At 68.2% G+C, this 26382-nt stretch carries 21 protein-coding genes and 2 tRNA genes; 9 read left to right on the top strand and 14 right to left on the bottom strand.

Features of this window, described 5'->3' with window-relative positions; genetic code table 11:
* Positions 1 to 36 precede the first annotated feature (36 nt).
* Complete coding sequence (locus tag A7U43_RS12960) at positions 37 to 3180, top strand: bifunctional cytochrome P450/NADPH--P450 reductase (RefSeq protein ID WP_067995684.1); 3144 nt, start codon at positions 37 to 39, stop codon at positions 3178 to 3180.
* Here the strand turns inward: A7U43_RS12960 and A7U43_RS12955 are convergent.
* The 3 genes from A7U43_RS12955 to A7U43_RS12945 all read right to left on the bottom strand — a co-directional run bounded on the left by A7U43_RS12955 (position 3153) and on the right by A7U43_RS12945 (position 6139).
* Positions 3153 to 3884, bottom strand: coding sequence for a mycothiol-dependent nitroreductase Rv2466c family protein (locus A7U43_RS12955; RefSeq protein WP_067995682.1), 732 nt, complete (start codon positions 3882 to 3884; stop codon positions 3153 to 3155). The genes A7U43_RS12960 and A7U43_RS12955 overlap by 28 nt on opposite strands.
* Entirely contained in the window at positions 3881 to 4669 is a 789-nt protein-coding gene (locus tag A7U43_RS12950; RefSeq protein WP_067995680.1) for a maleylpyruvate isomerase family mycothiol-dependent enzyme, read from the bottom strand. Before A7U43_RS12950 ends, A7U43_RS12955 begins: the two co-directional genes overlap by 4 nt.
* Positions 4670 to 4852: 183 nt before the next feature.
* Entirely contained in the window at positions 4853 to 6139 is a 1287-nt protein-coding gene (locus A7U43_RS12945) for a PE-PPE domain-containing protein (protein ID WP_156525903.1), read from the bottom strand.
* A gap of 613 nt (positions 6140 to 6752) precedes the next feature.
* Between A7U43_RS12945 and A7U43_RS12940 the strand changes: the two genes are divergently transcribed.
* Positions 6753 to 7394, top strand: a complete 642-nt coding sequence (locus A7U43_RS12940; protein WP_067995669.1) for a type IV toxin-antitoxin system AbiEi family antitoxin domain-containing protein — start codon at positions 6753 to 6755, stop codon at positions 7392 to 7394.
* Positions 7391 to 8140, top strand: a complete 750-nt coding sequence (locus A7U43_RS12935; protein WP_067995664.1) for a nucleotidyl transferase AbiEii/AbiGii toxin family protein — start codon at positions 7391 to 7393, stop codon at positions 8138 to 8140. The genes A7U43_RS12940 and A7U43_RS12935 overlap by 4 nt, the downstream gene beginning before the upstream one ends.
* 2 nt (positions 8141 to 8142) lie before the next feature.
* On the opposite strand, the gene A7U43_RS12930 is transcribed toward A7U43_RS12935, so the two are convergent.
* Positions 8143 to 8216, bottom strand: a tRNA-Ile gene (locus A7U43_RS12930).
* A 69-nt stretch (positions 8217 to 8285) separates the two neighbouring features.
* Here A7U43_RS12930 and A7U43_RS12925 point away from each other — a divergent pair.
* A complete protein-coding gene (locus tag A7U43_RS12925) occupies positions 8286 to 8666 on the top strand; it encodes a phage holin family protein (RefSeq protein WP_067995663.1) in 381 nt (126 codons plus the stop codon).
* Here A7U43_RS12925 and A7U43_RS12920 read toward each other — a convergent pair.
* The 6 genes from A7U43_RS12920 to A7U43_RS12895 form a co-directional block, all read right to left on the bottom strand.
* Positions 8656 to 9462 carry a carboxymuconolactone decarboxylase family protein gene (locus A7U43_RS12920; RefSeq protein ID WP_067995661.1) on the bottom strand — a complete coding sequence of 269 codons (807 nt, stop codon included), beginning with the start codon at positions 9460 to 9462 and terminating at the stop codon, positions 8656 to 8658. The two genes, A7U43_RS12925 and A7U43_RS12920, sit on opposite strands and share 11 nt — an antisense overlap.
* Before the next feature lie 11 nt (positions 9463 to 9473).
* The gene (locus A7U43_RS12915) at positions 9474 to 10844 is read right to left on the bottom strand and encodes a metallopeptidase TldD-related protein (protein ID WP_067995660.1); all 1371 of its coding nucleotides are present in this window, start codon (positions 10842 to 10844) and stop codon (positions 9474 to 9476) included.
* On the bottom strand, positions 10841 to 12358 hold the full coding sequence (locus tag A7U43_RS12910) for a TldD/PmbA family protein (RefSeq protein WP_068002588.1): 1518 nt from the start codon (positions 12356 to 12358) through the stop codon (positions 10841 to 10843). The genes A7U43_RS12915 and A7U43_RS12910 overlap by 4 nt, the downstream gene beginning before the upstream one ends.
* Positions 12359 to 12438: 80 nt before the next feature.
* Positions 12439 to 13689 carry an NAD(P)/FAD-dependent oxidoreductase gene (locus A7U43_RS12905; protein ID WP_067995659.1) on the bottom strand — a complete coding sequence of 417 codons (1251 nt, stop codon included), beginning with the start codon at positions 13687 to 13689 and terminating at the stop codon, positions 12439 to 12441.
* 138 nt (positions 13690 to 13827) lie between these two features.
* On the bottom strand, positions 13828 to 14652 hold the full coding sequence (locus tag A7U43_RS12900; protein ID WP_067995654.1) for a CbiQ family ECF transporter T component: 825 nt from the start codon (positions 14650 to 14652) through the stop codon (positions 13828 to 13830).
* On the bottom strand, positions 14649 to 16658 hold the full coding sequence (locus A7U43_RS12895; RefSeq protein WP_067995646.1) for an ATP-binding cassette domain-containing protein: 2010 nt from the start codon (positions 16656 to 16658) through the stop codon (positions 14649 to 14651). Before A7U43_RS12895 ends, A7U43_RS12900 begins: the two co-directional genes overlap by 4 nt.
* A gap of 106 nt (positions 16659 to 16764) precedes the next feature.
* On the opposite strand from A7U43_RS12895, the gene A7U43_RS12890 reads away from it, so the two are divergent.
* Together A7U43_RS12890 and A7U43_RS12885 are read left to right on the top strand one after the other, a co-directional pair.
* Entirely contained in the window at positions 16765 to 17214 is a 450-nt protein-coding gene (locus tag A7U43_RS12890) for a MarR family winged helix-turn-helix transcriptional regulator (protein WP_067995644.1), read from the top strand.
* Between the two features lie 17 nt (positions 17215 to 17231).
* Positions 17232 to 18437, top strand: coding sequence for an MFS transporter (locus tag A7U43_RS12885; RefSeq protein WP_067995643.1), 1206 nt, complete (start codon positions 17232 to 17234; stop codon positions 18435 to 18437).
* Positions 18438 to 18443: 6 nt separating this feature from the next.
* Here the strand turns inward: A7U43_RS12885 and A7U43_RS12880 are convergent, their stop codons facing one another.
* Positions 18444 to 19175, bottom strand: a complete 732-nt coding sequence (locus A7U43_RS12880) for a VIT1/CCC1 transporter family protein (RefSeq protein ID WP_067995641.1) — start codon at positions 19173 to 19175, stop codon at positions 18444 to 18446.
* An 81-nt stretch (positions 19176 to 19256) separates the two neighbouring features.
* On the opposite strand from A7U43_RS12880, the gene A7U43_RS12875 reads away from it, so the two are divergent.
* On the top strand, positions 19257 to 21227 hold the full coding sequence (locus A7U43_RS12875; protein ID WP_067995638.1) for an acyl-CoA dehydrogenase family protein: 1971 nt from the start codon (positions 19257 to 19259) through the stop codon (positions 21225 to 21227).
* A gap of 2 nt (positions 21228 to 21229) precedes the next feature.
* Here the strand turns inward: A7U43_RS12875 and A7U43_RS12870 are convergent, their stop codons facing one another.
* Positions 21230 to 24280 (bottom strand): MMPL family transporter, encoded by a 3051-nt coding sequence (locus A7U43_RS12870; protein WP_067995635.1) that lies wholly within the window; start codon positions 24278 to 24280, stop codon positions 21230 to 21232.
* A 105-nt stretch (positions 24281 to 24385) separates the two neighbouring features.
* Here A7U43_RS12870 and A7U43_RS12865 point away from each other — a divergent pair, with 105 nt between their 5' ends.
* The gene (locus tag A7U43_RS12865) at positions 24386 to 24982 is read left to right on the top strand and encodes a TetR/AcrR family transcriptional regulator (RefSeq protein ID WP_067995632.1); all 597 of its coding nucleotides are present in this window, start codon (positions 24386 to 24388) and stop codon (positions 24980 to 24982) included.
* On the opposite strand, the gene A7U43_RS12860 is transcribed toward A7U43_RS12865, so the two are convergent.
* Complete coding sequence (locus A7U43_RS12860; RefSeq protein WP_067995630.1) at positions 24945 to 25430, bottom strand: LppP/LprE family lipoprotein; 486 nt, start codon at positions 25428 to 25430, stop codon at positions 24945 to 24947. The two genes, A7U43_RS12865 and A7U43_RS12860, sit on opposite strands and share 38 nt — an antisense overlap.
* A gap of 90 nt (positions 25431 to 25520) precedes the next feature.
* On the opposite strand from A7U43_RS12860, the gene A7U43_RS12855 reads away from it, so the two are divergent.
* Positions 25521 to 26183 (top strand): cutinase family protein, encoded by a 663-nt coding sequence (locus tag A7U43_RS12855; RefSeq protein WP_067995626.1) that lies wholly within the window; start codon positions 25521 to 25523, stop codon positions 26181 to 26183.
* 39 nt (positions 26184 to 26222) lie between these two features.
* Here the strand turns inward: A7U43_RS12855 and A7U43_RS12850 are convergent.
* Positions 26223 to 26295 (bottom strand) — tRNA-Asn (locus A7U43_RS12850).
* Positions 26296 to 26382 lie beyond the last annotated feature (87 nt).

Here is a 26382-nt window from a genome sequence, read left to right as displayed (position 1 = left end):
CTGAGCGACATCGCGATCAGCGCATACGCTGCGTGAATGCCCGAGTTCGCGCCGTCGCTGCCGCCCACACTGGACAATGTTCCGTCGATCGAGGGGCAGCCGTTGCCCACCGCGGCGGACCTGGCCGGCCGGCCCTACGCACTGCCCATCGACATCCTCGCCGAGCTGCACGGCCCGATCTTCTACGCCGACTACAACGGCGTCCGCAAGCTCTACGCGTGCTCGATGGAACTGGTCGACGAACTCTGCGACGAAACCCGGTTCGCGAAGAACCTGACCCCGACGTTGGCCCGGGTGCGGCCGCTGGCCGGTGACGGCCTGTTCACCGCCTATTACGGCGAGCCGAACTGGCAGAAGGCGCACGACGTGCTGCTGCCGGGCTTCAGCTATGCCGGGCTGCGGAACTACCACGACGCGATGCTCGACATCAACAATCAGCTCGTCGAGCGCTGGGACGCCGCCGTGAGCCGGGCACCGGTGAACGTCTCCCACGACCTGCAGAAGTTAGCGATGGACACCGTCGCTCTTGCCGGGTTCGGCGCGCGGTTCGAATCGTTCGACCACGACGGGTTGGCGCCCATACCGGCCTGCTTCACCGCCGCGATCGTCGAATCGATAACCAACGGCGAGACAACCGCATTGGCGGCCGACCGGGCCACCCTGCACCACTACTTCGACGAGCTGATCGCGGGGCACCGCGCCGCGGGCGGCGGTGACGACCTGCTTTACGTCATGCTCGGCCACGACGGCAACGGTGAGCCGCTGCTCGAAACATCGAACATCCGCAACCAGATCATGACATTCCTGATTGCCGGGCAGCTCACGACTTCGGAGCTCATGCCCAACACGGTGTACAACCTGGTGCACCACCCGGCGGTACTCCGGCGCGTGCAGAGCGAAGTGGATGCGGTCTTCGGCCCCGATGACGACTATGTACCGACCTACGACGATATCGGCAAGCTCTCTTACCTGCGCCAGGTGATCAGCGAGACACTCCGACTGACCCCGCCGGTGCTGAACTTCGACCGAATGGCGCTGGCGGACACCGTGATCGGCGGTAAGTATCCGATCAAGGCCGGCGAGGCGGTGACCATACTCACCGGAGCATTACACCGCCAACCGCAGTGGGGCGACAATGTCGAGCTGTTCGACCCGGACCGGTTCGCACCCGACGTGGCCGCCGAACGCCCCACCGCATTGTTCAAGCCGTTCGGTACCGGTGAGCGATCGTGTATCGGCCGCCAGTTCGCGCTGCACGAAGCCGCAATGTTGATCGCCCGCCTCGTGCACCGCTACCGCCTGGTGGACTCCGAGCACTACGTGCTGCAGTGGGAAGGTCTCAGCCGCAGGCCCGTCGGGTTCCATCTCGACCTCGTGCGCCGCACACCCGAGGATCGCCGGCACGCGGTGGCGGCTTCGTCGGCGCCGGCCGCCACCGGCGCCACGCTGCCCGTCAAGGCGGGCACCACGCTGGCCGTGCTGCACGGATCCAACCTCGGCACCTGCCGGGCACTGGCCAAGCAGCTCGCCGAGGAGGCGGCCGATATCGGTTGTGTCACAACGGTCGGACCGCTGGATGACGCCGCCGGCGGGTTGCCGGACGTCGATGCCGTTCTGATCGTTGCGTCGTCGTACAACGGGCAACCGACCGATGATGCCCGCGGTTTCGTGGACTGGCTGTTCAGTGATGACGCGGCGGTGGGTGACACGTCGCGTTTTGCCGTCCTCGGCGTCGGGGATCACAACTGGGCGGACACCTATCAGGCCGTGCCGATCCGATTCGACGAGCGGCTGGCCGAACTCGGCGGTAAGGCGCTGGTCCCCCGCGCGGCGGCTGACACCTCGGGGGATCTCACCAGGACGCTGGAGGAGTTCGAGACGGCGCTGTGGTCGGCATTGTCCGAACAGTTCGGCGACCCCGATGCTGCGCCGCTGACCGACAACAACGAGCCGCTCTACGATCTGAAGCTCATCACCGGACCGGTCACCGCGGCCATCGATACCAGGTTTGCGGTGGAGCCGATGACGGTCGTGCTCAACGACGAGCTGGTGAGCGCCGACAATTCCCTCGGGCAGGCCAAACGCTATGTCCGGGTGACGCTTCCGGACGATGTGGAGTACTCCACCGGTGATCACCTCACCGTGCTCGCCGACAATCCCCCCGACGTGGTCGACGCGGTGCTCGAGCTGCTGGGAATCGACCCGCAGCTGAGACTGTCGATCAACCCGCGCCGCACCTCGCGGCGGCTCATCGCGCTGGATCGCGAGGTCAGCGTCCGCGAGCTACTCACCCATTTCGTCGAGCTCCGCAAGCCCGCCACCCAGAGCCAGCTGCGCCGGCTGGCCGCCGCCAATCCGTGCCTACCGGAAAAGCAGCGCCTCGAGGAACTCGCCGCCTCCGACGAGCCGTGCCTGCTCAGCCCGCTGGAGTGCCTGCAAGAATTCCCGGCCTGCGCGCTGACCGGCGCCGATCTGCTCGAGCTGCTCGAACCCATGACGCCGAGGCACTATTCGATCGCCTCGTCATCGCGGCTGTCCCCCAAGGAGGTGGCGCTGATCGTCAGCGTGCTGGACACCCCGGCGCGCTCGGGTCGCGGATTGTTCAAGGGCGTCGCGTCGAACCACCTTGCCGATATCGCCCCCGGCGCCCGCATCCGGGCCCGGGTGGACCAGGCACGCCAGGCGTTCCGCGCCGGGGCCGAACCGGAGAAGAACGTCATCCTGATCAGCGCCGGCACCGGGGTGGCGCCGTTCTGCGGGTTCCTCGGAGATCGGTTGGCAGCCAAGCAATCCGGCTCGCCGTTCTCTCGGGCATTGTGCTTCTTCGGGGTGCGCGACCCGGAGGTGGACTACATCTTCCGCGATCAGTTCGAGGATGCCGAACGCCAGGGCATCGTGGCCATGCGACCGGCGTTCTCCCGTGCGCCGCAGAACGGTGTGCGCTATGTGCAGGACCGCATCGCCGCGGACGCCGACGAGGTGTGGGAGCTGATCGGTGACCCCGCCAAGGACACCCACGTGTTCATCTGCGGTGACGGCGGCCGGATGGCGCCGGCGGTGCGGGCGGCGTTCCGCGATATCTACCGGGCGCGTACCGGCGCCGACGAGGACGCGGCCCGGGCATGGTTGGAGGGCTTGGTCGCCTCCGACCACTATGTCGAGGACGTCTGGGCAGGCTGATCCGGGGCCTGCGGCCTGCCGAAGCCGACGACTTCGCCGCGGTTGATCGACACCCAGTCGCGCGCCTCCAGGTAGGGGCGGAAGGTCTCGGCGATCAGCTGCTCATCGGCGCGGGTCTTGGGCCGCTGAAGCTCGTAGAGGTGCGGGAACTCCGTCCATGCGAGAACAGCCTCCCAGAGCCGGACGGCGGCCTGCCCGGTGGGCGGATCGATGAGCACCGGCCCGAACAGGCACTGCCCGTCGGGGAAGAACATCGTCGGCACGCCGTACCCGTCGGCATCGACCACCCGCCGGTGTTCGGCGAGCACCTCGTCGTGGGTGGTGGGGTCGGCGATCGCCGCGTCGACGAGGCCGGGGTCGAAGCCGAGTTCGCCGAGGAGGTGCTCGGCGACGGTCTTCTCATGTGGCTTGTGTCCGTCGATGTGCAGCGCCTTCCCGGCGCGTCCGTACCAGGCGTCCAGGTCGTCCATGGAGTGGCGGCGCAGCAGGGCACCGATGCGCATCATCGACCAGCCGTAGGACCAGTCCCGTTCCCACGGGTGCTTTTTGCCTTCCTGACGGTTGATCTCCTCGAGGCTGAAGAAGCGCCAGTTCACGGTGAGCCCGGTCTGCGCGCGCACCTCGCGGATCCACAGCGAGGTCTGATACGCGTAGGGGCACATGATGTCGAAGTGGAAGTCGACGGATGCGGGTGTGTTCGTCACATCGTGAACCTGAGGTTGCGGGCGGCCCGCTCGCCGAGCTCGGCGTCACCGCTCCAGCTGATCGCACCGGAGTCGATCGCTTGCTGAGGGTCGATGCGCCCGCAGGCGAGCTGGATGAATGTGGTTGAGTCGGCGGTGACCTCGACATCGGGATGCTGCAGGTGCTCGACCCTGGTGGCCTTGCCCTCGACGGCGATGTGGAGGTCGCGAGTGATCGGTCCGGTGAGGTGAAAGCTGATGCTCTTCCCGTCGGGTAGTCCGATCTTCTTGCCGACGATGTAGCCCAGCGAACCCTCCACCTCACCGAGTGCGATCTCGGCGTCGATGCCGGTGTCGTCGGTCTCGATGGCCAGTGGGGTGGCGATATCGCGTTCGTGGACCCAGAAGTCGAAGACTCGGATCTCCATGAATCGCCCGTAGGTTTTCGGGCCCACCGGGGTCCAGGACGGCCGTTGCAAATCCTCGTCCTTCAGGGTCGCCAGATTGCGCCGGCGGCGGTCGTAGATGGCGCGGACCCGGTCGAGGAACGCCGAGTTGTCCAGACCGGCGTTCTCGCTTTCGAACTCAGTCATCTTCGCCAGCGGTGGCAGCGCGGCGGCATCCTCGGGCAACCAATCAATCAGAACGGCCTCGACGCTGGTGACGTGGCTGACGACGCCTCGGACATCCCAATCCGGGCACAGCGACTGCGCACGCCAGTTGGCGTCGGCGAGGCCCGCGCAGAGGGTTTCGGTGGTGTGGAAGGACTTTTCGAGGGCGGCGCGGATCTCGTCGAGGGTCCTCATGGAGCCACCCCGGCGAATCGTGTTCGTGTCATGGACTTTTGACCTCCTGGGATCCGGGTTCGGGGCTGGTGATGTCATCAGAGCTGCTGGGGAGCCCGAAGGTCGAATCCGGGCAGCGTACAAAAGGTGCCAGCGTCAGGTGCGGCACTGTCAAGCAGATCGGGATCGCTACACACCTGCAGGCTACTCGGCGGTGTCAGGCGTATCCGCTGCCGGAGCGTCGGCCCTCTTGGCCTCGCGTTCGACCTGGTTCTCCGCTCCCGCGGCAGCACGCTCGGCCTTCTTGGCCTCGCGTTCGGCCTGCTTCTGCGCCCGCGCGGCAGCACGCTCGGCCTTCTTGGCCGCGCGTTCCGCTTGCTTCTCCGCCCTCGCCGCGGCGCGCTCGGCTTTCTTGGCGTCGTGCTTCTCGGTAGCGGTGTCCAAGGATGTGCCGGCGATGTCCGCTGGAGACGGGGTGCCCGCCTTGACGGTTTCGGCACTGCCCGTTGGAGACGCGGTATCCACCTCACCCGATGAGAGCGCAGCCTGCCGGGGCTCGACGACCGTCTCAGCGGTGTCGTCGGCGGATAGGGAGACCCGTTGGGTGCGCGCTTCCGGTTCGGCAGCGGGAGCGGGAAGGGTGATTCCGCTGCCGTGGGCGGGAAGGCGGTAGTCCGCGTCGATGATCGGACGCAGGATGTCGTCGACCCACCGCGCGACGCCGTTGAGACCGATCCACGTCAGTGGGACGGCGAGCGGAATCAGGTCGGTGTGGTTCACCACGTAGTAGGTGCCGCCGGACTTCCAGATGCGGTTCACCTCTCCGTTGGGGTCGGCGGCGAGCGCTTCGAGAATCCCCTCCTCGGTGTAGGGGGCGTCGTCCACCTCGTCGTACTCGTTATGGATGGTGAACATGCCCATCGTTGCGTTGAGGGCGGAAAGCAGCCCGAGCCTGGTGGGCCAGTTCCCCCAGCCGTCGTATTGCTGGACGATGGTGATGACCGCATACCCGCTGTCCTCAGGGGTGGACGGGTCGGTGAACCCGAAGAAGTCGCGGAACCCGCCTGGAGATTCCGGGTTTCCGACCGTCACGAAGGTGACGTCGCCCTGGCGTGCGGCGGTGGCCCCGTGAGTGTCCAGCCATCCGGTGATGACCTGCCCGCCCTGGCTGAGACCGAAGACGGTGATGCCCGTGCTCTGATCTTCGAGCAAGGTCCGATTCAGGTTGGCGATCCCGGTGGGAATGGAGCCCGCGCTCAGGTTGGCAGGGTGCTCGATGATGGTGCACTGCCCCTGCCCGCAGGGGCGTCCCGCAAGCACAGGGGTGACCGCATCGCGGCGGCTCAGCAGCAGCGGCTGGATTCCGTAGACGTTGGCTGTGAGCCGCACCTCGCGCGCGGCGGTCTGTACCGGGTCGGTGTACGCCCCCACACCCGATACCAGGGCGGCGGCGGAAACGAGGGCGGCGGCCGCACGGACGGTTCGTAGCATGATCACCTACCAGGTGAGGGCGGATGCTGAATCGCAACATATAACACGGCCCCCGCCCAGAACGGGGTTGTCGCAAAATCGGCGGAAACGGCATCGGCTCCTGGCTATCCACCCCGACGTCATCCATCGCGGGGATGAGGGCCAGGGACCGCCCACCGCGGCGTTCATGACCGTCGGCGACCTGCGTACGACGCTGCCGGGGAACATTCTGAAGTGGGGCGGGCGGGGCTCGAACGCGCGACCAAGGGAGTATGGGAACTTGACTCCCGCCGAAAACTGGACAAACTAGAGCACCTCAAGATTATCGCGCCGATTCGTTTGAAACGATTGATCCCTTGTATCACAACACTATTCGATAAATAAGGAGCATTCAGATCACGGGCTAGAACCAACCTCGCAGGTCAGACCCACCGGGGCGGACGTGCGTAAGACTTGCGTAACGCCTCCCGCAAGACAGGGTTTGCTGGTCCGGATCGGAGATTGAATCGGCGTGCCACCACCGTCAGGGGGCTCGCGTTCAAGGGTCGGCCGGATTCGACGCGGGACGGCGGACCACCGCGAGTATGCATTTCATAGGCTAATAGCCTATGATATGCATACTGAAGGAGCGACTATGGGGCGCGCACACCTAACAGCAGTTCCCGCCAGCCTTGCTGCGCATCCGCTCGGGACCTTCCGCCCAGCACAGGCGAAACACACCTACGCGCATCCGGCGGCCGAGGTGGCCCGTCTTCACGAACGCGGTCTCCTGCACCGATTGGCCGATGGCTACTACGTCGTCGTGCCGCGGGACATGGTCGGCCGCCGATGGATGCCGGGCCTGGAGACGGCCGCAGCCGGAATCGCCTCGGCGATCTACGACCCGGACAGCATCATCGTCATGGGCGTCAGTGCCGCCCGGCTCTACGGAGCGATTCCGCGCGCGCTGGCCACCGCGACCGTCGCAGTGCCTGCGCAACACCGCCCCATCCCGCTGTCCGACCGCGCTGCGGTGGTCCAATTCGTCAAACGCAACACACACGAATTGGATGCCGAACGCCACGACACCGAACTCGGCTCGACACTGGTGACCACACCCGAACAGACGATCCTGGACCTCGCGCACCGCCCGAAACTCGGCGGTGCCGAGGTCGATGTCCCGAGTGCGGTCGCGGCGCTGTATGAACGCAGCGATAAGGACCGCCTACAGGTCTTGGCGGCCGAACAGCGGCGCATCGCATCCCTGCGCCGGGCGGAGACCTGGACCCGACGATGAACAGCGACGAAAAGGTGGCTGTTGCTGAGCAATTCGGCGTCGCAGCCGAGCAAGTCGAACGGGATCACCTCATCTCGCACCTCCTCGCCTTCCTGAGCCGCGACTTCGGCGACCGAATCCATTTCATCGGTGGAACCGCACTCGCCCGCACCCACCTCCCGAATGGACGCCTGAGCGAGGACATCGACCTCATCGCCGTCGACGTCCGCAGGTCCGTCGCCGCCGATCTGGACACCGCCCTGCCCCGTGCACTTGCCCGCACTCACGGGCGACTCACCCTCGACCCGGCACTCGGCAGCGTTCCCGACACACGGGCTGCAATCCTGCGAACCGCGGAAGGGTTGACGGTGAGAATCCAACTGCTGTCCTCCCGGGATCGGACCGTGTGGCCGACAGAGCGGCGGTCACTCGTTCAGCGGTATGCCGATGCTCCCGCCGCCGAGCTGTTGGTGCCGACCCTGCCCGCCTTCGCGGCATCCAAGACCGCGACGTGGTTCGACCGCCGCGCCTCCCGGGATCTATGGGATCTGTGGGCGCTCGACCAGATCGGCGCAATCGATACCGAGGCCGAGAAGCTGTATCGGCGGCTTGGTCCCACGAACAAACCGCCGGCTCTGCGCGAATTCACGAAAGCTCCGGCAGAGGCCGACTGGCGGAACCAGCTCGCCGGCCAAACCCGCCTCACGGTCTCGTCGGAGGATGCGCTGTCCGCCGTGCACGACGCCTGGGCGCGAGTGATCATCTGAAGTGGGGCGGGCGGGGCTCGAACCCGCGACCAAGGGATTATGAGTCCCCGGCTCTAACCAACTGAGCTACCGCCCCGGCGCAACGCGCGGCACCTATGTTCGCACAGCACCCACACCCGGCCCGCACCGCGGTTACGCTCACCGGGTGATCAGATTCCTGCTGCGCATCGCGGTGTTCCTGGCCTCCTCGGCCATCGGGTTGCTGGCCGCGTCCTGGCTGGTATCCGGTGTGACGCTGCGTCCGCTCGGATTCATCACCGCGGTGGTCATTTTCACCGTCGCGCAGGGCATCCTGTCGCCGTTCTTCCTCAAGATGGCCAGCCGCTACGCCTCGGCCTTCCTCGGCGGCATCGGCCTGGTCTCCACCTTCGCCGCGCTGTTTCTGGCCTCGCTGTTCTCCAGCGGGATCAGCATCCGCGGTATCGGTTCCTGGGTCGCGGCGACGGTGGTGGTGTGGCTGGTCACCGCGATCGCCACCCTGATCCTGCCGGCGCTGGTGCTCAAGAAGAAGGCCGCTACGAGCTGAAGACGGGCTGCCCGTCGGCACCCAGCAGGTAAAGCTCCACCCCTTCGGTCACCCGCGGCGCATCCCCCCCGAGCGCCACCGCGATCTTGTTGGTGCCGTTGCGCATCACATCCAGCGTGATCTCCACCGCCTGCTCGGCCGAGAAATGTTCGAGCACAACGGCCGCCGCTTCATCAACCGAAGACGGCGTCCAGATCAACGCGTCGACGTAGCGCAGCGCGGCCCGGTGCGCATCGGTCAGTCGATCGGATACCTGGTAGGCGCCGATCTCGTCGTACAGCGCCTCGGAACCGCCGGCCTGCAGCGCGGTGCTCTCCCGCAGCGATGAGCACAGCCGGCAATTGTGCTGGGTGGCCCCGCGCAGCCGGATGATCTCGGTGGTCAGCGGATCCAGCCCGCGCATCGCGCCGACCGTGGAGGTGAAGCGGTTCAGCAGCGCGTCCGCCGGGTGCGTGGTGCGGTCCCAACCCACCGGGTCCGGGAACGTCATCCCCAGCGCGGCCAGTCCGGCCCGCACCCGGGGCACGAAATCGGCGACGTACATCAGCGCCGCCACCCCGAGCACCTCGGCCCCGTACGCCGACACCAACGCGGCCCGCTGCTCGGCGGTCACCCCGGCGACGTCGACACTGAACTGCTCGGCGACCTCGGCCAGCACGGGATCGGCAGCGGAAGCCGCGGGCTCGAAGGGCAGCGGCTCCAGGCTCACCGCCCGCGCGCACACCGTGCGCATCAGCGCGTTCTCCGAGGTGAGCCCGTCCGGGGAGAGCGCCACCAAGCCGGTCAGCAGGTCCATCACGCCTGCGATTATTGCGCCTGACTGACCGAGGACATGTGAAAGTCGGGAATCCGCAAGGACGGCATGCTCGCCCGGGTCGCCCAGTCGCCCCATTCTCGCGGCAGGGTGGGTTCGCTGACGCCGGCCTCGGTGGCGCGGCGCAGCAGATCCAGCGGGCTCTCGTTGAACCGGAAGTTGTTGACCGCGGCGCTCACCTGGCCGTCCTCGATCAGGTACACCCCGTCGCGGGTCAGCCCGGTCAGCAGCAGCACCGCCGGATCCACCGTGCGGATGTACCACAGGGTGGTGAGCAGCAGCCCGCGTTCGGTGCCCGCGATCATCTCCGCCAACGATTTCGTGCCGCCGGTCATCAGCAGGTTGTCGGCCGGAACCGTCACCGGCGCACCGAATTCCGCGGCCGCGGCGCGCGGGTAGGCCAATGCGTTGATCACCCCGTCGCGCAGCCAGTCCACCCGGCCGATGTCCATCCCGTTGTCGAAGATGGAGGCCTGCTCCGAGGACCGCGACGCCACCACGAACGGGGTGCATTCCTGCCCGGGCGCAGCCGGATCCGAATACAGCGTCAGGGGAAGATCGGTGAGCTTCTCCCCCACCCGGGTCCCGCCGGGCGCCGACAGCGCGGTGCGGCCCTCCTGCGCGCCGCGACCGTCCATGCTCCACCCCAGGTAGATGAGCATGTCGGCGACGGTCGAGGGCGGCATCAGGGTCTCGTACCGCCCGGCCGGCAGCTCGACCGTGCGCGCCGCCCAGCCCAGCCGGGTCGACAGCTCCTCGAGCAGCGCGTCGGTGGGCACGTTGACGAAATCCGGTGTGCCGACGCCGGCCCACGCGCTGGCGCCGTGGCGCTTGGCGTTGATCTCCACCGAACCGGTGGGTTGGGTGAAGCGGCGTCGCAGGCCGGTCGAGGTGGCCACGAGGGTGGTCTCCAGGACGTGGCGGGCATACCCGTAGAGCTGATCCTCACCGCGGAAGCCGCGCACCAGACTGGTTGCCACATCGGCGAATACATCCGCCCCGGTGCTCGGGATCGGTGTGTCCCAGTCCACCGGGGTCGGCCCGCCGGGCAGCGCGGGCGCATTGTCACTGGCCGCGGGAGCCGACGCGGCGGCCTGCTGGGACGCCGCAACCAGCGCCGCGAGCGCGTCCCGGTCGACCTCGGTGGAGCTCACCGAGCCGACGTGTGCCTGCTCGCCGCGGCGCACCACCGAGATGACCGTGGTGCTGCGGCCCCGGGATTCACCGTTGGTGGTCATCGAGTTCCCGGCCCAGCGCAGCGACGCATCGGCACGGTCGGTGACGATGACGGTGGTCTCGTCCGCGCCGCCGAGGCGGGCCGCCTCGGCCAGCACCTGGTCGACGACCTGCTGCGCGGCGATCATGAGCGCCCCGATTCGGCTTGCGTGTTGAGCACATTCACTCCCCGGAACAGTGCCGACGGGCATCCATGGCTGACCGGCGCGACCTGGCCCGGTTGGGCCTTACCGCAGTTGAAGGCGCCGCCGAGCCGCCAGGTGGATGGCCCCCCGACGGCCTCCATCGACCCCCAGAAGTCGGTGGTGGTGGCCTGGTAGGCGACATCGCGCAGCTGACCGTCCAGCCTGCCATCCCGGATCCGGAAGAACCGTTGCCCGGTGAACTGGAAGTTGTACCGCTGCATGTCAATCGACCAAGATTTGTCCCCGACGATGTAGATCCCGTCGGACACCCGGGAGATCAGATCCTCGGTGGACAGGTCGTCGGTGCCCGGTTGCAGCGAGACGTTCGCCATCCGCTGGATCGGCACGTGGTGTGCGGAATCGGCATACGAGCAACCGTTGGAACGCGACTCCCCCAGCCGCGGCGCGAACACCCGGTCCAACTGGTAGCCCACGAACAGCCCGTCGCGCACCAGGTCCCAGCTCTGCGCGCGCACCCCTTCGTCGTCGAAACCGGTGGTGGCCAAGCCGTATTGCACGGTGCGGTCGGCGGTCACGTTCATCACCGGCGATCCGTACCGCATGCTGTTCAGCTTGTCCGGGGTGGCGAACGAGGTGCCGGCGTAGGCCGCCTCGTACCCGATGGCCCGGTCGTATTCGGTGGCGTGCCCGATGGATTCGTGGATGGTGAGCCACAGATTGGACGGGTCGATCACGAGATCGGTGGGTCCGGCGGTGACGCTGGGTGCCTTCACCTTCTCGGCCAGCAGCGCCGGCAGCTCGGCGAGCTCGGCGCTCCAGTTCCAGACGCTGTCATCGGCGACGGCCTCCCAGCCGCGCGCCGTCGGCGGGGCCAACGTGCGCATGGTCTCGAAGGATCCGGCCGCCGGGTCCACGCTGACGGCCTCCAGCGACGGCTGCACCCGTACCCGCTGCTGGGTGGTGGAGGTGCCGAAAGTGTCGGCGTAGTAGGTCTGTTCCTTGACCGCCTGCAGGCCGGCCGACACATGGTCCACCCCGTCGGCAGCCAGCAGCCGCTCCGAATAGTCGGCCAGCACGGCGATCTTGTCCGGGCCGGGCACCGTGAACGGGTCGATGCGGTAATCCGACACCCAGCTCACATCGTCGTACACCGGTTCGGCGGCCAACTCGATGCGCTCGGCGTTCAGCGGGGCCAAGGTGGTCGCGACCCGCACCGCCCGGCGCGCGGTCTCCGCGGCGACGGCGGGGTCGAGCTCGGCATGCGAGGCGAACCCCCAGGTGCCGTCGACGATGACGCGCACCGCCAGGCCGATCTCACGGTCCAGCGTGGAATTCTCCAGCTCGCCGTCGCGCAGGTGCACGACTTCGGTGGTGAGACGGTGGATCCGCAGATCGGCGTAGCTGGCTCCGGCCGCGCGGGCCGCCGAGAGGGCGGCGTCGGCCAATGCCCGGCGGGGCAGCGCGAGGAAGTCGGGGTCGACGTTTCGACTTGTCACGGCACCCACCGTAATGGCAGGAGATTGTCGTCAGGGGCGGGTGGGTCCCCGCACCGCCCCTGACGACGAGAGAGAAGTTCTCAGCGCAACGGATCCAGGGCGCGCAAAGCCTCGGGTTGCTTGCCGGTGGTGATCTGTTCGGTCAGTAACCGGCCGGTGACCGGTCCGTGCGCCAGCCCCCACATGCCGTGCCCACCGGCGACATACAGTCCGCGGTCGACCTGCCCGACCACCGCCACGCCGTCCGCGCTCACCGGGCGCGGGCCGACCCAGACATCGCTGCGCGCCTCCCAGCGCACGCCGTGCAGGAATTGGGCTGCCGAGTCGATGATCGAGTTCACCCGTGCCGGGACGACGGGGTCGTCGGGGCCACGGAATTCCATGGTGCCCGCCACCCGCATCGCACCCTGGTAGGGCGTGCAGGCCACCCGCACGGTCGGCAGGTAGATCGGTCCCGGCATCGGGCGATCGACCGGGACGGTGAACGAGTATCCCCGGCCGGCGCGTATCGGCATCCGCACCCAGCGCCGGGCGAGGTCGGGCAGCCAGGCCCCGGTGGCCAGGACGACGGCGTCCGCGGTGAGGTCCTCACCGCGGACCGTGCGCACGACGACGCGGCCGTTGGTGCTCACGTCCACAACGCGCTCGGTGCGCATGGTGGCACCGCGCTCGATCACGGCCTGTCCCAGTGCGGTGACGAAGCGGCCCGGGTCGACGAAGCGCTGCTGTTGCACGGCCAGTGCCACGGTGGCCTCCGGCGCGGCCAGCGGCACCGCGTCGCGCAGTGCCGTGCCGCGGAGTCGACGGGTCTGCACCGGCAGTCCGCCGCGTTCGAGGATCTCGATTTCGGCGCGCAGTTCGTCGGCGTGCGCATCGGACCCGAACAGCGCGACGATGTCGGAGTCGGTGACCGGGGCGTCCACCCCGTTGGCGACCAGGACGTCGAAAGCCTCCACACAGTCGGCGTTCAGCGGCTGGTTGGCGTGGACCGCGCGGCGCGCGGATGCGTGGCTGCAGTGCCGCGCGAAGGTGGCCAGAAAGCGTGCCAGCCCGACGTCGGCGCGCAGCGGGATATGCAGCGGGGCAGACGGATTGAACAGCGACCGCAGCCCGTACCGCAGGACGGCGGGTTGGTTGAGCGGAATGGTCAGCGCCGGCGAGACCCATCCGGCGTTACCCCAGGACGCACCGGCGGCCACCCCGTCGCGGTCCACCACGGTGACCTCGACCCCGCGCTCCTGCAGGAACCACGCCGTGCACAACCCGACGATGCCGGCTCCGACCACGATGACACTGCGCGGCCCCTCGCCGATGCGATCGACGCCGACCATGTGATGACCTCCGCTCGTTGGCTGGTAGTCCCACCATCATCGGGAGCGGGCAGCCCAACGGCTCTGCGATAACGGCCAATCGAGCGAGCATCGTTTGTCGAGTCCCGACAATCATCGGGCCGGGCGTCCCGGGGTGCGTCAGGTGGTGCCGAGGAACGACGCCGCCTCCAGGTACCCGGCGGCACCGCAGACCACGGTCACCACGGCGAGCACCACGTAATCGGCGACACCAGGGCGCGCCGGGGCGGCAGCGATCTGGCCGGCCCCGCCGCGTGCGGTGATGGCGTCGCCCATCTCGTCGGCGCGCCGCAGCGCCACCGTGACCGCCGCGGCGAGCAGGTCGATCACCTCCGCGATCCACTGTTTACGGCGTTCCCGACGGGTCTGGGCCCGCAGCCGCGGGCGCAGCCGGCGCGCCGCATACAGCACGCTGAACTCGTCCATCAGCATCGGGAAGGCGCGCAGGGCGAGCGCCAGCGTCACCGCCCAGTCATCGACCGGCAGTTTGAGGATCCGCAGCGGCCGACCCAACGTCGAGACCGCGGGCGCGATCTCGGCGACATTGGTGGTCCAGGACACCAGTGCGCCCAGGCCCAGCAGCACGATCGACACCGCGGTGATCCGGAGGAACTTCAGCAGCCCGCCGAGTTCGAGTTCGATCCCGGCGAGGTCGACGATCGGTGTGCCGCCGGCGAACGCGGCGGTCACGCCGCCCAGCAGCACGATCAGCCAGAGCCATCCCGGGATCGACGGCAGCGCGCCGCGCGGGATCTTCGCCAGCACCACGGCGGCCGTGACCAGCAGGGTGACCAACGCGATCGGCAGCCATCCCGGGTAGAACATCAGCAGCACCGCCAGCGCCAGCACGGTGATGAGTTTCGTTCCGGCCCACAGCCGGTGGATGACGGTGTCGCCGGGCACCGGCCGCAGCAGCACGACGGGGCGACGCTGGGCGTTACTCATGAGGTGGCCCCCGATGCGAGCGGCACCAGTGCGCCATCGTGCAGATGCAGGGTGCGCGGGCACAGTTCTTCCAGTCCGGCGAAATCGTGGGAGATCACCACGATCGTCAGCCCACCGCGGCGCAGCTCCTCCAGCAGGCGCAGCAGGCCGCGGGCGCTGGCCGCGTCCAGGCCGGCCAGCGGCTCGTCGAGCACCACGGCGCGCGGCGAGCGGGCCAGCAGCCCGGCCAGCACGACGCGACGCATCTGTCCGCCCGAGAGTTGGTCGATACGACGATCCGCCAGCGCGGGTTCCAGTCCCACGGTGGCCAGGGCGGCCACCACCCGGGCCCGGTCACGGGCGGAAAACCCGGCCGCCGAGGCGATCTCGCGGTGCACGTGGCTGCGCATCAGCTGCAGCCGGGCGGCCTGGAACGACAACGCGACCGCACCGACCTGATCGCTGACCGGTTTGCCGTCGAGCAGACACGTCCCGGTGGTGGGCATGGTCAGACCGGCCAGAATCCAGGCCAACGTCGACTTGCCGGATCCGTTGAGCCCATGGATCAGTACCCCGTCGCCCTCGTTCACGACCAGATCGATATCGCGCAAAGCGGTTTTGGCCCAGGGCGTTCCGTCGGCATAGCGGTGGCTGACATTGCTCAGCTCCAGCACCGGTACCTCCGAGCGCACCTCACCGCTGGGGGTGGGGACCTCGGCGGCCTGCACCATCTCCGACCCGCCGGCCAGATTGACCACCCGGTCGGCGGCCTCGGCCTCCTCGTTGTAATGCGTGATGTGCACGAGCGACATGTCGCGCTTGCGGGTCAGCCCGCCCAGCACCGCCATCAGTCCCTCGCGGCCCTGCTGATCGACCATGCTGGTGACCTCGTCGGCGATCAGCAGCGACGGCTTGCGGGCCAGCGCGGCGGCCACCGCCAGCCGCTGGAGCTCACCGCCGGACAGACTGCCGGTGTCGCGCTCGCCCAGACCGTCCAAGCCGACCTCGGCGAGCAGCTCGGGCACGTCGACATGGGTGCCGGCGGGCAGCCCCCACACCACATCGTCGGCGACCCGGGTGCCCAGCACCTGACTCTCGGGGTGCTGCAAGATCACCGCGGTACCACCGGGCGCGCCAAGGCCGACGCCGCCGGGGCGTTCCACGGTGCCTTCTGTGGGTTCACGCCCGGCGAGCACCAGCATCAACGTCGTCTTCCCGGAGCCGTTCGCGCCCGTGACGGCGAGATGCTCACCCGGCTGCACGTCCATCGACAGCGGGCCGAGCGCATCGCGGGTGGTACCGGGATAGCGGAACACCACATCGCGCAGCCGCAACGGGACCGGGATGACCGGGCCGTCGGTGATGACGGTCTCCAGCTTGTGCACATCGGGCACCCCGAACAGCCGGGTCAGCACCCGTGACAACGCCCACCAGCCGACCAGGCTGACCGCCATGATGGCGAACAGCCCGTAGAAGAAGATGAGGACCGGCCAGTGCTCCAAGGCAAGACCGAACAGTTCCCGGAACTTCTCGGCGGCCGGCCGCAGCTCGGGGATATAGCTCCAGATCGCGACGGAGCCGTCGACGTTGGCGGTCATGGCGGTGAACACCAGCTCGCGCAGCCGGGACGCGATCAGCAGCGCCAGCACCGCGGCGACACCGAAGACCGCGCCGGCGATCAGCGATACCAGCACCACCACCGGCAGTCCGCGGCCGCGACGTTTCACGATGCCGGTCAGCCCGCCGATATAGGCGCAGTTGATCACGGTCATCAGTCCGCCGAAGCCGCCGATCAGGAACGCGATGAGGGCGGCGGCAATGGTCGCGGCGAGTACCACCCGCAACCGGTACCGGTAGGCGAGCAGCCCCATCGGGACGGTCCCCAGCAGTGACAGGCCGGCCGCGAACGGGACGACGACGGCGATGATCGCGATGGCCGCGCACAGGGCCGCCATCACGGCGGCCTGAGCAAGTTCGTTCGGCTGCAATGACCCGGCCCGGCGCAGCGTTGGCGAACCAGGAGGCATCACCCGATTCTGCCAGTTCGCCAGAGTGCCCCGGTGGCCCGCACTGTGACGACTCCCACCCCACCGGGTTTGCATCTACATAGTGTCTCTATGTAACCTTTTTCGAGTGGATCATCCGGACAACACCGCGGCCCTCGGCGCCGACCTGCTGGCCGTCGTGGCCCGGATCAACCGGCTGGCCAATCAGCGCATCGAGCTTCCGCTACCGGTCGCGCAAGCCCGCCTGCTCTCGACGATCGAAGATCAGGGTCCGACCCGCATCTCCGATCTGGCCGCCCTCGATCACTGCTCGCAACCGACGATGACCACCCAGGTACGCCGGCTCGAGGACGCCGGACTGGTGACGCGCGCCGAGGATCCCGGTGATGCCCGCGCCGTCCTCATCGCCATCACCGACGCGGGCCGCCGGATCCTCAGCCGGGTGCGCGCCGATCGCAGCGCCGCGATCAACCCGTATCTGGCACACCTCGATGACGCCGAGCGCACCGCGCTCACCGACGCGATCGCCGTGCTGCGCGGGCTGCTCGACATGGCCCGCCACGATCGCCAACCGTAGTTAGGAGTTCACCCGCCATGTGGCGTCAACCCAAAGCCGTTTGGGCCGTTGCCTTTGCCTCCGTCGTGGCCTTCATGGGCATCGGCCTGGTCGACCCCATCCTCAAACCGATCGCCGACAACCTGAACGCATCCCCCTCGCAGGTGTCGCTGCTGTTCACCAGCTACATGGCGGTCATGGGGGTGGCCATGTTGATCACCGGGGTGGTGTCCAGCCGGATCGGCCCGAAGAACACGCTGTTGATCGGCCTGGCCATCATCATCGCCGGCGCCGGACTGGCCGGTATGTCGGAAACCGTCATGGAGATCGTCGGCTGGCGCGCGCTGTGGGGCCTGGGCAACGCCCTGTTCATCGCGACGGCGCTGGCCACCATCGTGAACTCCGCGAAAGGTTCGGTGGCCCAGGCGATCATCCTGTATGAGGCCGCGCTCGGGCTGGGCATCGCGGTCGGCCCCCTGGTCGGCGGCGTGCTGGGCTCGATCTCCTGGCGCGGCCCGTTCTTCGGGGTCTCGGCGCTGATGGCCGTCGCGCTCGTGGTCACCGTCTTCCTGCTGCCCGCCACCCCGCGGCCGGCACGGGCGACCAGCCTCATCGATCCGTTCCGCGCGCTGCGCCACCGCGGCCTGCTGGCCGTCTCGGTGACCGCGCTGCTGTACAACTTCGGCTTCTTCACGCTGCTGGCCTTCACCCCGTTCCCGTTGGACATGAACGCCCACCAGATCGGGCTGATCTTCTTCGGCTGGGGTGTCGCCTTGGCGTTCACCTCGGTGGTGGTCGCCCCGCGACTGCAACATCGTTTCGGCACGGTTCCGACGTTGGTCATCAACCTGCTCGCTCTGACGGCGACGCTGGCGGTGATGGCGATCGGCACCGACACCAAGGCGGTACTGGCGACCTGTGTGGTGGTGGCCGGGTTGTTCATCGGCATCAACAACACCCTGATCACCGAGACGGTCATGAAAGCCGCACCGGTGGAGCGGGGCGTCGCATCGGCGGCCTACAGCTTCCTGCGCTTCGGTGGCGCCGCGGTGGCGCCGTGGCTGGCCGGGGTGCTCGGTGAGCAGGTCAACGTGCACCTGCCCTACTGGGTGGGAGCCGCCGCGGTGCTGGCCGGCGCGGCACTGCTGTTCGCCGCCCGTGGACAGCTGGCCGGGATCGACGCCCCCGAGTCCCGGGTCGACGAGCTGACCGATGAGGCCACCGCCGTCACCGTGGGCAGCTGAGGCCCGTCAGGTAACCGCCACTCCCACAACGGTTCCGACAAGGTAGGTGACGGCGATCGCGGTGCCACCCAGGGCCAGCAGTCGCAATGCCGACCACCACGGGTGCTTGCGGGTGAATTTGGCCGCCAGCGCTCCGGTGATGAGCAGGCCCAGCCCGCCGCAGGCCAGACCGGCCCACAGCGAGTCGAAACCCAGCAGGTACGGGATCAGCGGCACGATCGCACCGATGGTGAACATCAGGAACGACGACCACGCCGCCACCCACGGTGAGGGCTTTTCGCGCGGGTCCACACCCAGTTCCTGGACGAGGTGGAAGTTCAGCGCCCGGGTCTCGTCGCGGTGGATCTCCGCCGTCGCGGTGGCGGCGGTCTCCGGGGTCATGCCCATCTCGACGAGCATCGCCACCAACTCGTCACGCTCGGCGTCGGGCTGGTTGCGGAAGGACCGCCGCTCCACCTTCACCTCGGAGTCGATCTGCTCATTGGCCGTCGTCACCGAGGTGAACTCGCCGAGCGCCATGGAGAACGCCCCGGCCAGCAGGCCGGCCACACCGGCCAACACCACGGTGTGCGCGCCCGCGCCGGCCGCGACACCGGCGATCAGGGCGGTATTGCTCACCAAGCCGTCCATCGCACCGAAGGTGGCCGCGCGTAGCCACCCGCCGGTCACATCGGCGTGCTGGTGATCGACCACGTGCGGCAGGCCAGTAGGTGTCTCGGGCTCAGAGCGCTCGGTCATGTCGCAAATTCAACTCCGCCGATTCCGCGCCGATGCACTCAGGTTTACCTTTCCCGCTGCGGGGGCACGTTACCGTCAACTATGACCACTACCGCTGATCATCTCCGCAACGCGCTCGACGGCCGCTGGCGCGATGTCAAGAACGAGGTACGTGCCGAACTGGCCGGTGAGGTCTTCCGGCCGCACTACACACCCAACACGGTGATCGCCCGCACCAAGGTGGCCGAGCAGCTCAAGATCATGGCGGCCCGCGGCGCGGCCGAGGACGGCTTCAAGAAGGAGCACGGCGGCAACGGTGATGTCGGCGCCGCGGTCACCCAGATCGAGATGCTCGCCATGAGCGATCTGTCACTGATGGTCAAGGCAGGCGTGCAGTGGGGCCTGTTCGGCGGCGCGATCGAGAACCTGGGTACCGAACGGCATCACCGTGCTTACGTCGAGAAGATCATCAACCTGGAGTTGTTGGGCTGCTTCGCGATGACCGAGACCGGTCACGGCAGTGACGTCCAGTCGCTGGAAACCACCGCCACCTACGACCCGCAGACCTGCGAGTTCGTCATCGACTCCCCCACCCCGTCCTCGCGCAAGGACTACATCGGCGGTGCCGCGGAAACGGCACGGGTGGCCGCGGTGTTCGCTCAGCTCATCACCAAGGGCGAGGGTCACGGCGTGCACTGCTTCGTCGTACCGATCCGCGACGATGCGGGCAACGACCTGCCCGGTGTCACCACCTCGGACTGCCATTACAAGGGCGGTCTGCCCGGTGTCGACAACGGGCGCATCCAGTTCGACAAGGTGCGCGTCCCCCGGGAGAACCTGCTCAACAAGTACGCCGACGTCGCCGAGGACGGCAGCTACAGCTCGCCGATCGAGAACGAGGGCCGTCGCTTCTTCACCATGCTCGGCACCCTGATCCGCGGCCGGGTCACCGTCGGCGGCAGCGCCGGCGCCGCCGCGCGGGTGGCCCTGGACATCGCGACCCGGTATGCCCTGGAGCGCAGGCAGTTCGAGGCACCGGGATCCGAGGACGAGGTGCTCATCATGGACTACCTGGTGCACCAGCGCCGGCTGTTCCCGCTGATCGCCAAGTCCTACGCGCTGCAGTTCGCCCAGAACGAACTGGTGGCCAAATGCCACGAGCTGCAGACCTCCGACAATCCGGACGCCGAAGAACAGCGCGAGCTGGAGTCGCGCGCGGCCGGGCTGAAGGCCGCCAACACCTGGCATGCCACCCGGGCCATCCAGGAGGCGCGCGAAGCGTGCGGCGGCGCAGGCTATCTGGCCGAGAACAGGCTCATCGCACTGAAGGCCGACACCGATGTGTTCACCACCTTCGAGGGTGACAACCATGTGCTGACCCAGTTGGTGGCCAAGGAGCTGCTGACGGCGTACGCCGATGACATCAAGGGGATGAGCCCGGCCCAGTGGGTGCGCTTCGCGGCCAACTTCGCCGGCGAGCGGGTACTGAAACGCACTGCCGCGCAGACGATCATGCAGACCATCGTCGACACCCGCGAGGACAACGAGGAAGAAGGTTCGCTGTTCAACCGCGGCACTCAGGTCAAGATGTTCGAGGACCGCGAGGAGTACATGCTGGCCTCGGTGGCGCGCCGGCTGCAGAGCAAGGCCAAGGAGATGTCACCGTTCGAGGCGTTCAACGCGGTGCAGGACCATGTGCTGCACACCGCCCAGGCCCACATCGACCGGGTGATCCTGGAGGCGTTCGTCGCCGGCATCGACGCCTGCGAGGATGAGGACGCCCGCGAGATCCTCGCGATGGTGTGCGACCTGTACGCGCTCAGCGTGATCGAAGCGGACAAGGCCTGGTTCATCGAGCATCGGTTCATCTCGACCGAACGCGCCAAGGCCGTCACCCGCGGGATCAACGATCGCTGCCGCAAACTGCGCCCGCATGCGCAACTGCTGGTCGACGGCTTCGGGATCCCCGAGCAACTGCGCTACGCGGAGATGCTGCATCCCGAGCACATCCCGGACGCCGACGAGCATCAGGAGAAGGACGCCGTCAGCGCCGGCACCATCGAGCCGACGTAGGTTCAGCCGCGCCGGGGCTTGCTCGGCCACCAGATGCGGTCGCCGATCAGCGACATGGCCGCCGGCACCAGGATGGTGCGTACCAGCGTGATGTCGATGAGCAGTCCGACGCCGACAGTGAAACCGATCTGCAGCAGGTTGATCACCCGCCCGCTCATCAGAGCGAACATGGTCAGCGCGAAAACCACGCCCGCCGTGGTGATCACGCTCCCGGTGCTGGCAAAGCTGCGCAGGATGCCGCGCCGCATCCCGTCGGCGGATTCGTCTCTGATGCGGGCCGCGAACAGCATGCTGTAGTCGGCACCCACGGCGATCAGCGCCATGAACGACACCGGGAACACCGACCAGTCGACGTCGATGCCGATCAGGTGCTGCCACACCAGCACGCTGACCCCGGCCGCCGCGGCGAACGACAGCGTGACCACCGCGACCATGAACACCGGGGCGGCGATGCTGCGCAACAGCACGATCAGCACCAGCAGGACACCGGTGATGGCGACCGCACCATAGACGGCGAAGTCGCGCCACACCTGATCGCGCATATCGGCCGACAGCGAGGCCAGGCCGGTGCTGGCGAAATGCGCGCCGGACAGCGAGGTCTCGGTGGCGGCCTCGTGCGCGGCCACCGGCAGTTGCCGGGTCGCGTCCAGCGCCTCGGCGCTGTACGGGTTCACCTGCCAGATCACCAGCAGACGGGCGGTCTTCCCGTCGGGCGCGAACAGCAGTTGCTCCGCGGTCCGAAAATTGGCGTCGGACAGGCCCTGGGGTGGCAGGTAGAAGCCCGCACCGGGCCCGGCGGAGGTGTGCGCGCTCAGCGTGGACAGATAATCGGTGGCCTCCGAGAGTCCGTCGCTGAGCGCTCCGGTGAGACCGACCACCTGGTCGACACCGCCCTTGACCTGTTCCAGACCGGCCGACAGCTCGGAGACACCGTCGGACAGCTGGTCCGCGCCGCGCACCAGTTCGTCGAGCCGGGCCCTGCTCTGTGCCGGTGAGTCCCCCGGTGCGGTGGCAGCCAGCTTCTGCAGGCGTGCCACGGTGTTCCGGATCGCGGGTTCGGCCGCGCGCAGCCGGTCGATGGCCTCGCGTGGCATCGCGGTGGCCAACTGGACCTGTCGCAGTGCCCTGCTGACCGCCCCACCCGAGATCTCGTCCAGCTCGGCGATTCCGGTGCGGGCCCGCGCGCAGATCGGGTCGGCCAGGCAGGACGGCCGCGCCTCGACGTCCAACGCCGGCCCGAGCGCGGCACTCATGGTGCGGCCCGCGTCGAGCACCTGGGTGTTCTGGGTGAGCACCTGCAGCGCCACGTCGAGCAGATCGACCGAGCCGTTCAGGTCGGCCAGCACCGCGTCAAGGTCGGCGGGTGCCCCGGTCGCGGTGGCCAGCGCGGCGTTCGCGGACTCGTAGCTGCCCAGCACTTCATGCGCGAGGGCGGCGACTTGTTTGATCCCGGTGATCAATTGGGGAAGTTGGGCGTCCGCGGTGGCAGCACCGTCGCGCAGCGCGGAGGTACCCGAGGCCAGCCGCTGTAGATCGGGGTGCGCGGCGTCGATGCGGTCGCGGGCCGATCCGAGCCGATCGGCGACCACACCGGCCTGGTAGCCGACGGTCGTTTGCTCGAGCTGCTTTCCGTCCGGGCGGGTCAGTGCCCGCACGTAGGCGACTTCGGGAAGCTTGGTGATCCGTTCGGCGATCTGGTCCAGTGCGGCAAGATCATTGGTGTTCCGCATGTCGTGATCGGCGCTGACGATGAGGTATTCGGGCGCGACTTCGTTGACGCCCCAATGCTGATGGGCCTTCTGATAGCCGGCCGAACTCTCGGTGGCGTCGAGTTGCATGGCGTTCTCGTCGAAGTTGACCCGGAAGGTGAGCAGCACGGTGGCCGCGGCGATCAGCAACACCAGCGACGCCGCCGCCAGCGCGCCCGAACGCCGCAGCACGGTCGATCCGATGCGCCGCCAACGTCGTTCGTCGAGCCGGCGCGGTTCGGCCAGTCCGCGCGCGCCCAGCACCGCCAGCAGGGCGTAGGGCAGTGTCATCGACACCGCCAGCGCGATTACGATGGCGATCGCGATGGGCGGGCCCGCCGCCTTGAACATGCCGAGTTCGGTGAAGCCCATCGCGGTCGCGGCGGCAGCGATGGTGAGCATCGAGGCGATCAGGATACTCGAGACCCGCCCGCCGGCGTAGGCGAGTGAATCGTTGACGGACAGCCGCTTTCGGCGTCCCTCGTGATAGCCGGCGAGGATGAAGATCGCGTAGTCGGTGGCCGCGCCGAGCAGCATCGCGGTCATCAGGGCGATGGTGAAGTTCGAGACCGTCAGCGTGCCGGACGCGCCGAGCAGCGAGATGACCGGGCGGGCGGCACCCATCGCGATCCCGATGGTGAGCAGCGGGATCAGCGCGGTGACCGCCGATCGGTAGACCACCAACAGCACCACCATGATGAGCACCACCGAGACCGCGGTGATGATCAGCAGCGAGAAGTCCATCGAGCTGAACAGATCTGCCAGCGTCGGCGACGGCCCGGTGTAGTAGAGCTGCACGCCCGGCGGGGTCGACAGCGAGTGAATGGTGTCGCGTATCGCGATGGTGTTCTTGTGCGCCTCGGTGGAACCGACGTCACCGACGCCGGCCACCAGCACGTTGATGGCTTTGCCGTCCGGGCTCAGCGCGATATCACGCATCCGCTCGTTGCCGAACACGTCCAGCGCGTAGGCAACGTTGCCGGTGTCGGCACGCAACGCCTCGACGAGCTCGCCGTAGAGTTTTTCCTCAGCGGGGCCGATGCCCTGCTCGTTAACGATCAGCACGCTGCCGATGGCCGAGGACTCCGGGACCCCGAACGCCTGCGACATCTGCCGGAGCGTCTGCGCAGCCGGGATATCGGCGGGCATGAACGGCGCCGAACGCTCTGCCACGGTCTGCTCCAGTTGCGGGATCGCGAGGTTGAGCGCACCGACGAGCACCACCCAGAACCCGATGACCAGCCAGGCATGGCGTGCACACCACCTGCTGAAATCCCCGAACCGCCGACCATCGCTGTGCTGCATCGAGCCCCCTCAGACCCCCGGTTAGACCAAACGGTCTACGTGCCGGCGCAGACGTTAGTAGACTGATCGATACACCGCAATCATCCCCAGGTAGGAAAAACACGCATGCAGGCCCGCGATCGACTCGTCAGCAGCGCCATCGATCTGATCCGCCGCAACGGCGTCGCCGGCACCGGCCTGTCACTGCTGCTGGACGTCAGCGGCACCGCGCGTCGGTCGCTCTATCTGAACTTCCCGGGCGGCAAGAGCGAACTCATCGCCGACGCGACCCTGGCCGCCGGCCGCTACACCGGCGATGCCATCGACCAGCTGGCCGCCGCACTCGGCCCGGTCGCCGCGGTGCGGGCTTTCGTCGCCGTGTGGCGAGAAACCCTGACCGGCAGTGACTTTCTGTCCGGGTGCCCGATCGTGGCCGCCGCGCTCGGCCGCTCCGCGGCCGACCGTGCCGCCGACAATGCCGGTGCGGTCTTCATCGACTGGCAGCAACGACTGGCCACCCACCTCGAGGCTGCCGATGTCGGTCGCGAAGACGCCACGCAGCTGGCCAGCGTGACCGTATCGGCCGTCGAAGGCGCAATCGTCGTGTGCCAGGCCACCAAATCCGCCGAGCCACTGCGGCACGTCGAGGACGCCCTCATCGCGCTCTACGAGCTCAAGGTGGGACCTACGGGGTCGGCGTCGGAATCGGATCCAGCGCCGTGAGCGCGCCGTCCGCGCCGATCTCGAAGCGCACCTGAGCGATCCCGGTCGGGCAGCACGGCTTGTCCTGGCCCTGCAGCCACTGGTACTGCACCGTGGCGATCTTCTGCCCCAACGGGACGACCGTGGTGTACGGCCGGGGCCGCGGGGTCGGCGGACCCAGCGGCTTGTCACCGTCGAAGAACAACACCTGCACAGCCGCGTCGGGCGCGGTGTCCCCGGTGCCGATCACCACCCAGTGCAGTCGACAGTCACCGGTGTTGCCGCTGTCGGTCACCGACCACCGCTCACCGACCTTCTGCACGGCGGTCGTGATGGTTTCGGCGCTCGGGGTGTCCTCGGCGGGGCAGTCCGAGGTGGACTGTGGCGCCGAGTTGGGTGGGCTCCACCCGCACGAGGCGAGCACGAATGTGAGCGCCGCCAGGGCCGTGACATTCCGCGTGAGCCGCATGGCTGTGAGCTTACGGAGCGCATCCGGCTCCCCCGGGCCGGCGTTCCCGTCCGGATGTGCGCAGCGAACGCCGCGAGTAGCATCCGACCCATGGGGTTTCACCATTTGCGCCGGTTGATCATGGTCGGCGCGTTGGTCGCGTCGGCGCCCGCAATCGGGCTCGCCCCGGCCGCGCAGGCCGAACCGTGCCCCGATGCCGAGGTGGTGTTCGCCCGCGGCAGCGATGAGCCGCCCGGCCTCGGCACCACCGGCCAGGCCTTCGTCGATGCCCTGCGCGCGCAGTCCGCCGGTAAGTCCATCGGCGTCTACCCGGTGAACTACCCGGCCACCGGCGACTTCGAGAACAAGGCGGTCTTCCCGGCCACCATGTTCGACGGTGTCGGTGACGCCGCCGCCCGGGTGCGGGCCACAGCCGCGAACTGCCCGAACACCAAGATCATCGTCGGCGGCTACTCGCAGGGCGCAGCCGTCGCCGCCTACGCCACGGCGGACCTGCCCGCCGACGTGCAGAACCGGGTCGCCGGCTTGGTGCTGTTCGGTAAGCCGAGCGCGACGCTGCTGGCCCAATACGGCGCGCCGCCCGCCAACATCGCACCGGCCTTCGCGGGCAAGTCGCTGGATCTGTGCGCACCGGCCGACAACATCTGCGATGGTTCGCCGGCCTCGCTGCTGGGCTCGCTGGCCCACGCCACCTATCCCTACAACGGTCTGGTCGGTGCGGCGGCGACCGCCGCCGCGGGCAGGATCGCCTAGAAAGCACTCAGGCCGGCGCTTTCGCGCCGGCCCGTGATGCTCCCCCGGATGGACTCGAACCATCAACCGTCCGATTAACAGTCGGAAGCTCTGCCAATTGAGCTACAGGGGAATGATGCGGAACAGACTCTAGCGCATGGACCCTGCTGCTCCCGAATCGCCACGTCAGATGCCCCGTCGCCACGTTCGCGGGTGCGTG

It is taken from the genome of Mycobacterium adipatum (genome assembly GCF_001644575.1).
In the GTDB taxonomy this organism is placed as follows: domain Bacteria; phylum Actinomycetota; class Actinomycetes; order Mycobacteriales; family Mycobacteriaceae; genus Mycobacterium; species Mycobacterium adipatum.
The sequence above is the reverse complement of the archived record's forward strand: the minus strand, read 5'-3'. Positions and strand labels throughout refer to the sequence as shown.

Excerpts from the sequence above, each read along its gene's own strand:
- A7U43_RS12950 (WP_067995680.1), bottom strand. The coding sequence starts at position 4,669 with ATGAGGACCCTCGACGAGATCCGCGCCGCCCTCGAAAAGTCCTTCCAC.
- A7U43_RS12935 (WP_067995664.1), top strand. The coding sequence starts at position 7,391 with ATGAACAGCGACGAAAAGGTGGCTGTTGCTGAGCAATTCGGCGTCGCA.
- A7U43_RS12945 (WP_156525903.1), bottom strand. The coding sequence starts at position 6,139 with ATGCTACGAACCGTCCGTGCGGCCGCCGCCCTCGTTTCCGCCGCCGCC.
- A7U43_RS12960 (WP_067995684.1), top strand. The coding sequence starts at position 37 with ATGCCCGAGTTCGCGCCGTCGCTGCCGCCCACACTGGACAATGTTCCG.
- A7U43_RS12895 (WP_067995646.1), bottom strand. The coding sequence starts at position 16,658 with ATGCCTCCTGGTTCGCCAACGCTGCGCCGGGCCGGGTCATTGCAGCCG.
- A7U43_RS12920 (WP_067995661.1), bottom strand. The coding sequence starts at position 9,462 with ATGGACCTGCTGACCGGCTTGGTGGCGCTCTCCCCGGACGGGCTCACC.
- A7U43_RS12885 (WP_067995643.1), top strand. The coding sequence starts at position 17,232 with ATGTGGCGTCAACCCAAAGCCGTTTGGGCCGTTGCCTTTGCCTCCGTC.
- A7U43_RS12915 (WP_067995660.1), bottom strand. The coding sequence starts at position 10,844 with ATGATCGCCGCGCAGCAGGTCGTCGACCAGGTGCTGGCCGAGGCGGCC.
- A7U43_RS12880 (WP_067995641.1), bottom strand. The coding sequence starts at position 19,175 with ATGACCGAGCGCTCTGAGCCCGAGACACCTACTGGCCTGCCGCACGTG.
- A7U43_RS12855 (WP_067995626.1), top strand. The coding sequence starts at position 25,521 with ATGGGGTTTCACCATTTGCGCCGGTTGATCATGGTCGGCGCGTTGGTC.
- A7U43_RS12900 (WP_067995654.1), bottom strand. The coding sequence starts at position 14,652 with ATGAGTAACGCCCAGCGTCGCCCCGTCGTGCTGCTGCGGCCGGTGCCC.
- A7U43_RS12865 (WP_067995632.1), top strand. The coding sequence starts at position 24,386 with ATGCAGGCCCGCGATCGACTCGTCAGCAGCGCCATCGATCTGATCCGC.
- A7U43_RS12860 (WP_067995630.1), bottom strand. The coding sequence starts at position 25,430 with ATGCGGCTCACGCGGAATGTCACGGCCCTGGCGGCGCTCACATTCGTG.
- A7U43_RS12905 (WP_067995659.1), bottom strand. The coding sequence starts at position 13,689 with ATGGTCGGCGTCGATCGCATCGGCGAGGGGCCGCGCAGTGTCATCGTG.
- A7U43_RS12940 (WP_067995669.1), top strand. The coding sequence starts at position 6,753 with ATGGGGCGCGCACACCTAACAGCAGTTCCCGCCAGCCTTGCTGCGCAT.
- A7U43_RS12870 (WP_067995635.1), bottom strand. The coding sequence starts at position 24,280 with ATGCAGCACAGCGATGGTCGGCGGTTCGGGGATTTCAGCAGGTGGTGT.
- A7U43_RS12875 (WP_067995638.1), top strand. The coding sequence starts at position 19,257 with ATGACCACTACCGCTGATCATCTCCGCAACGCGCTCGACGGCCGCTGG.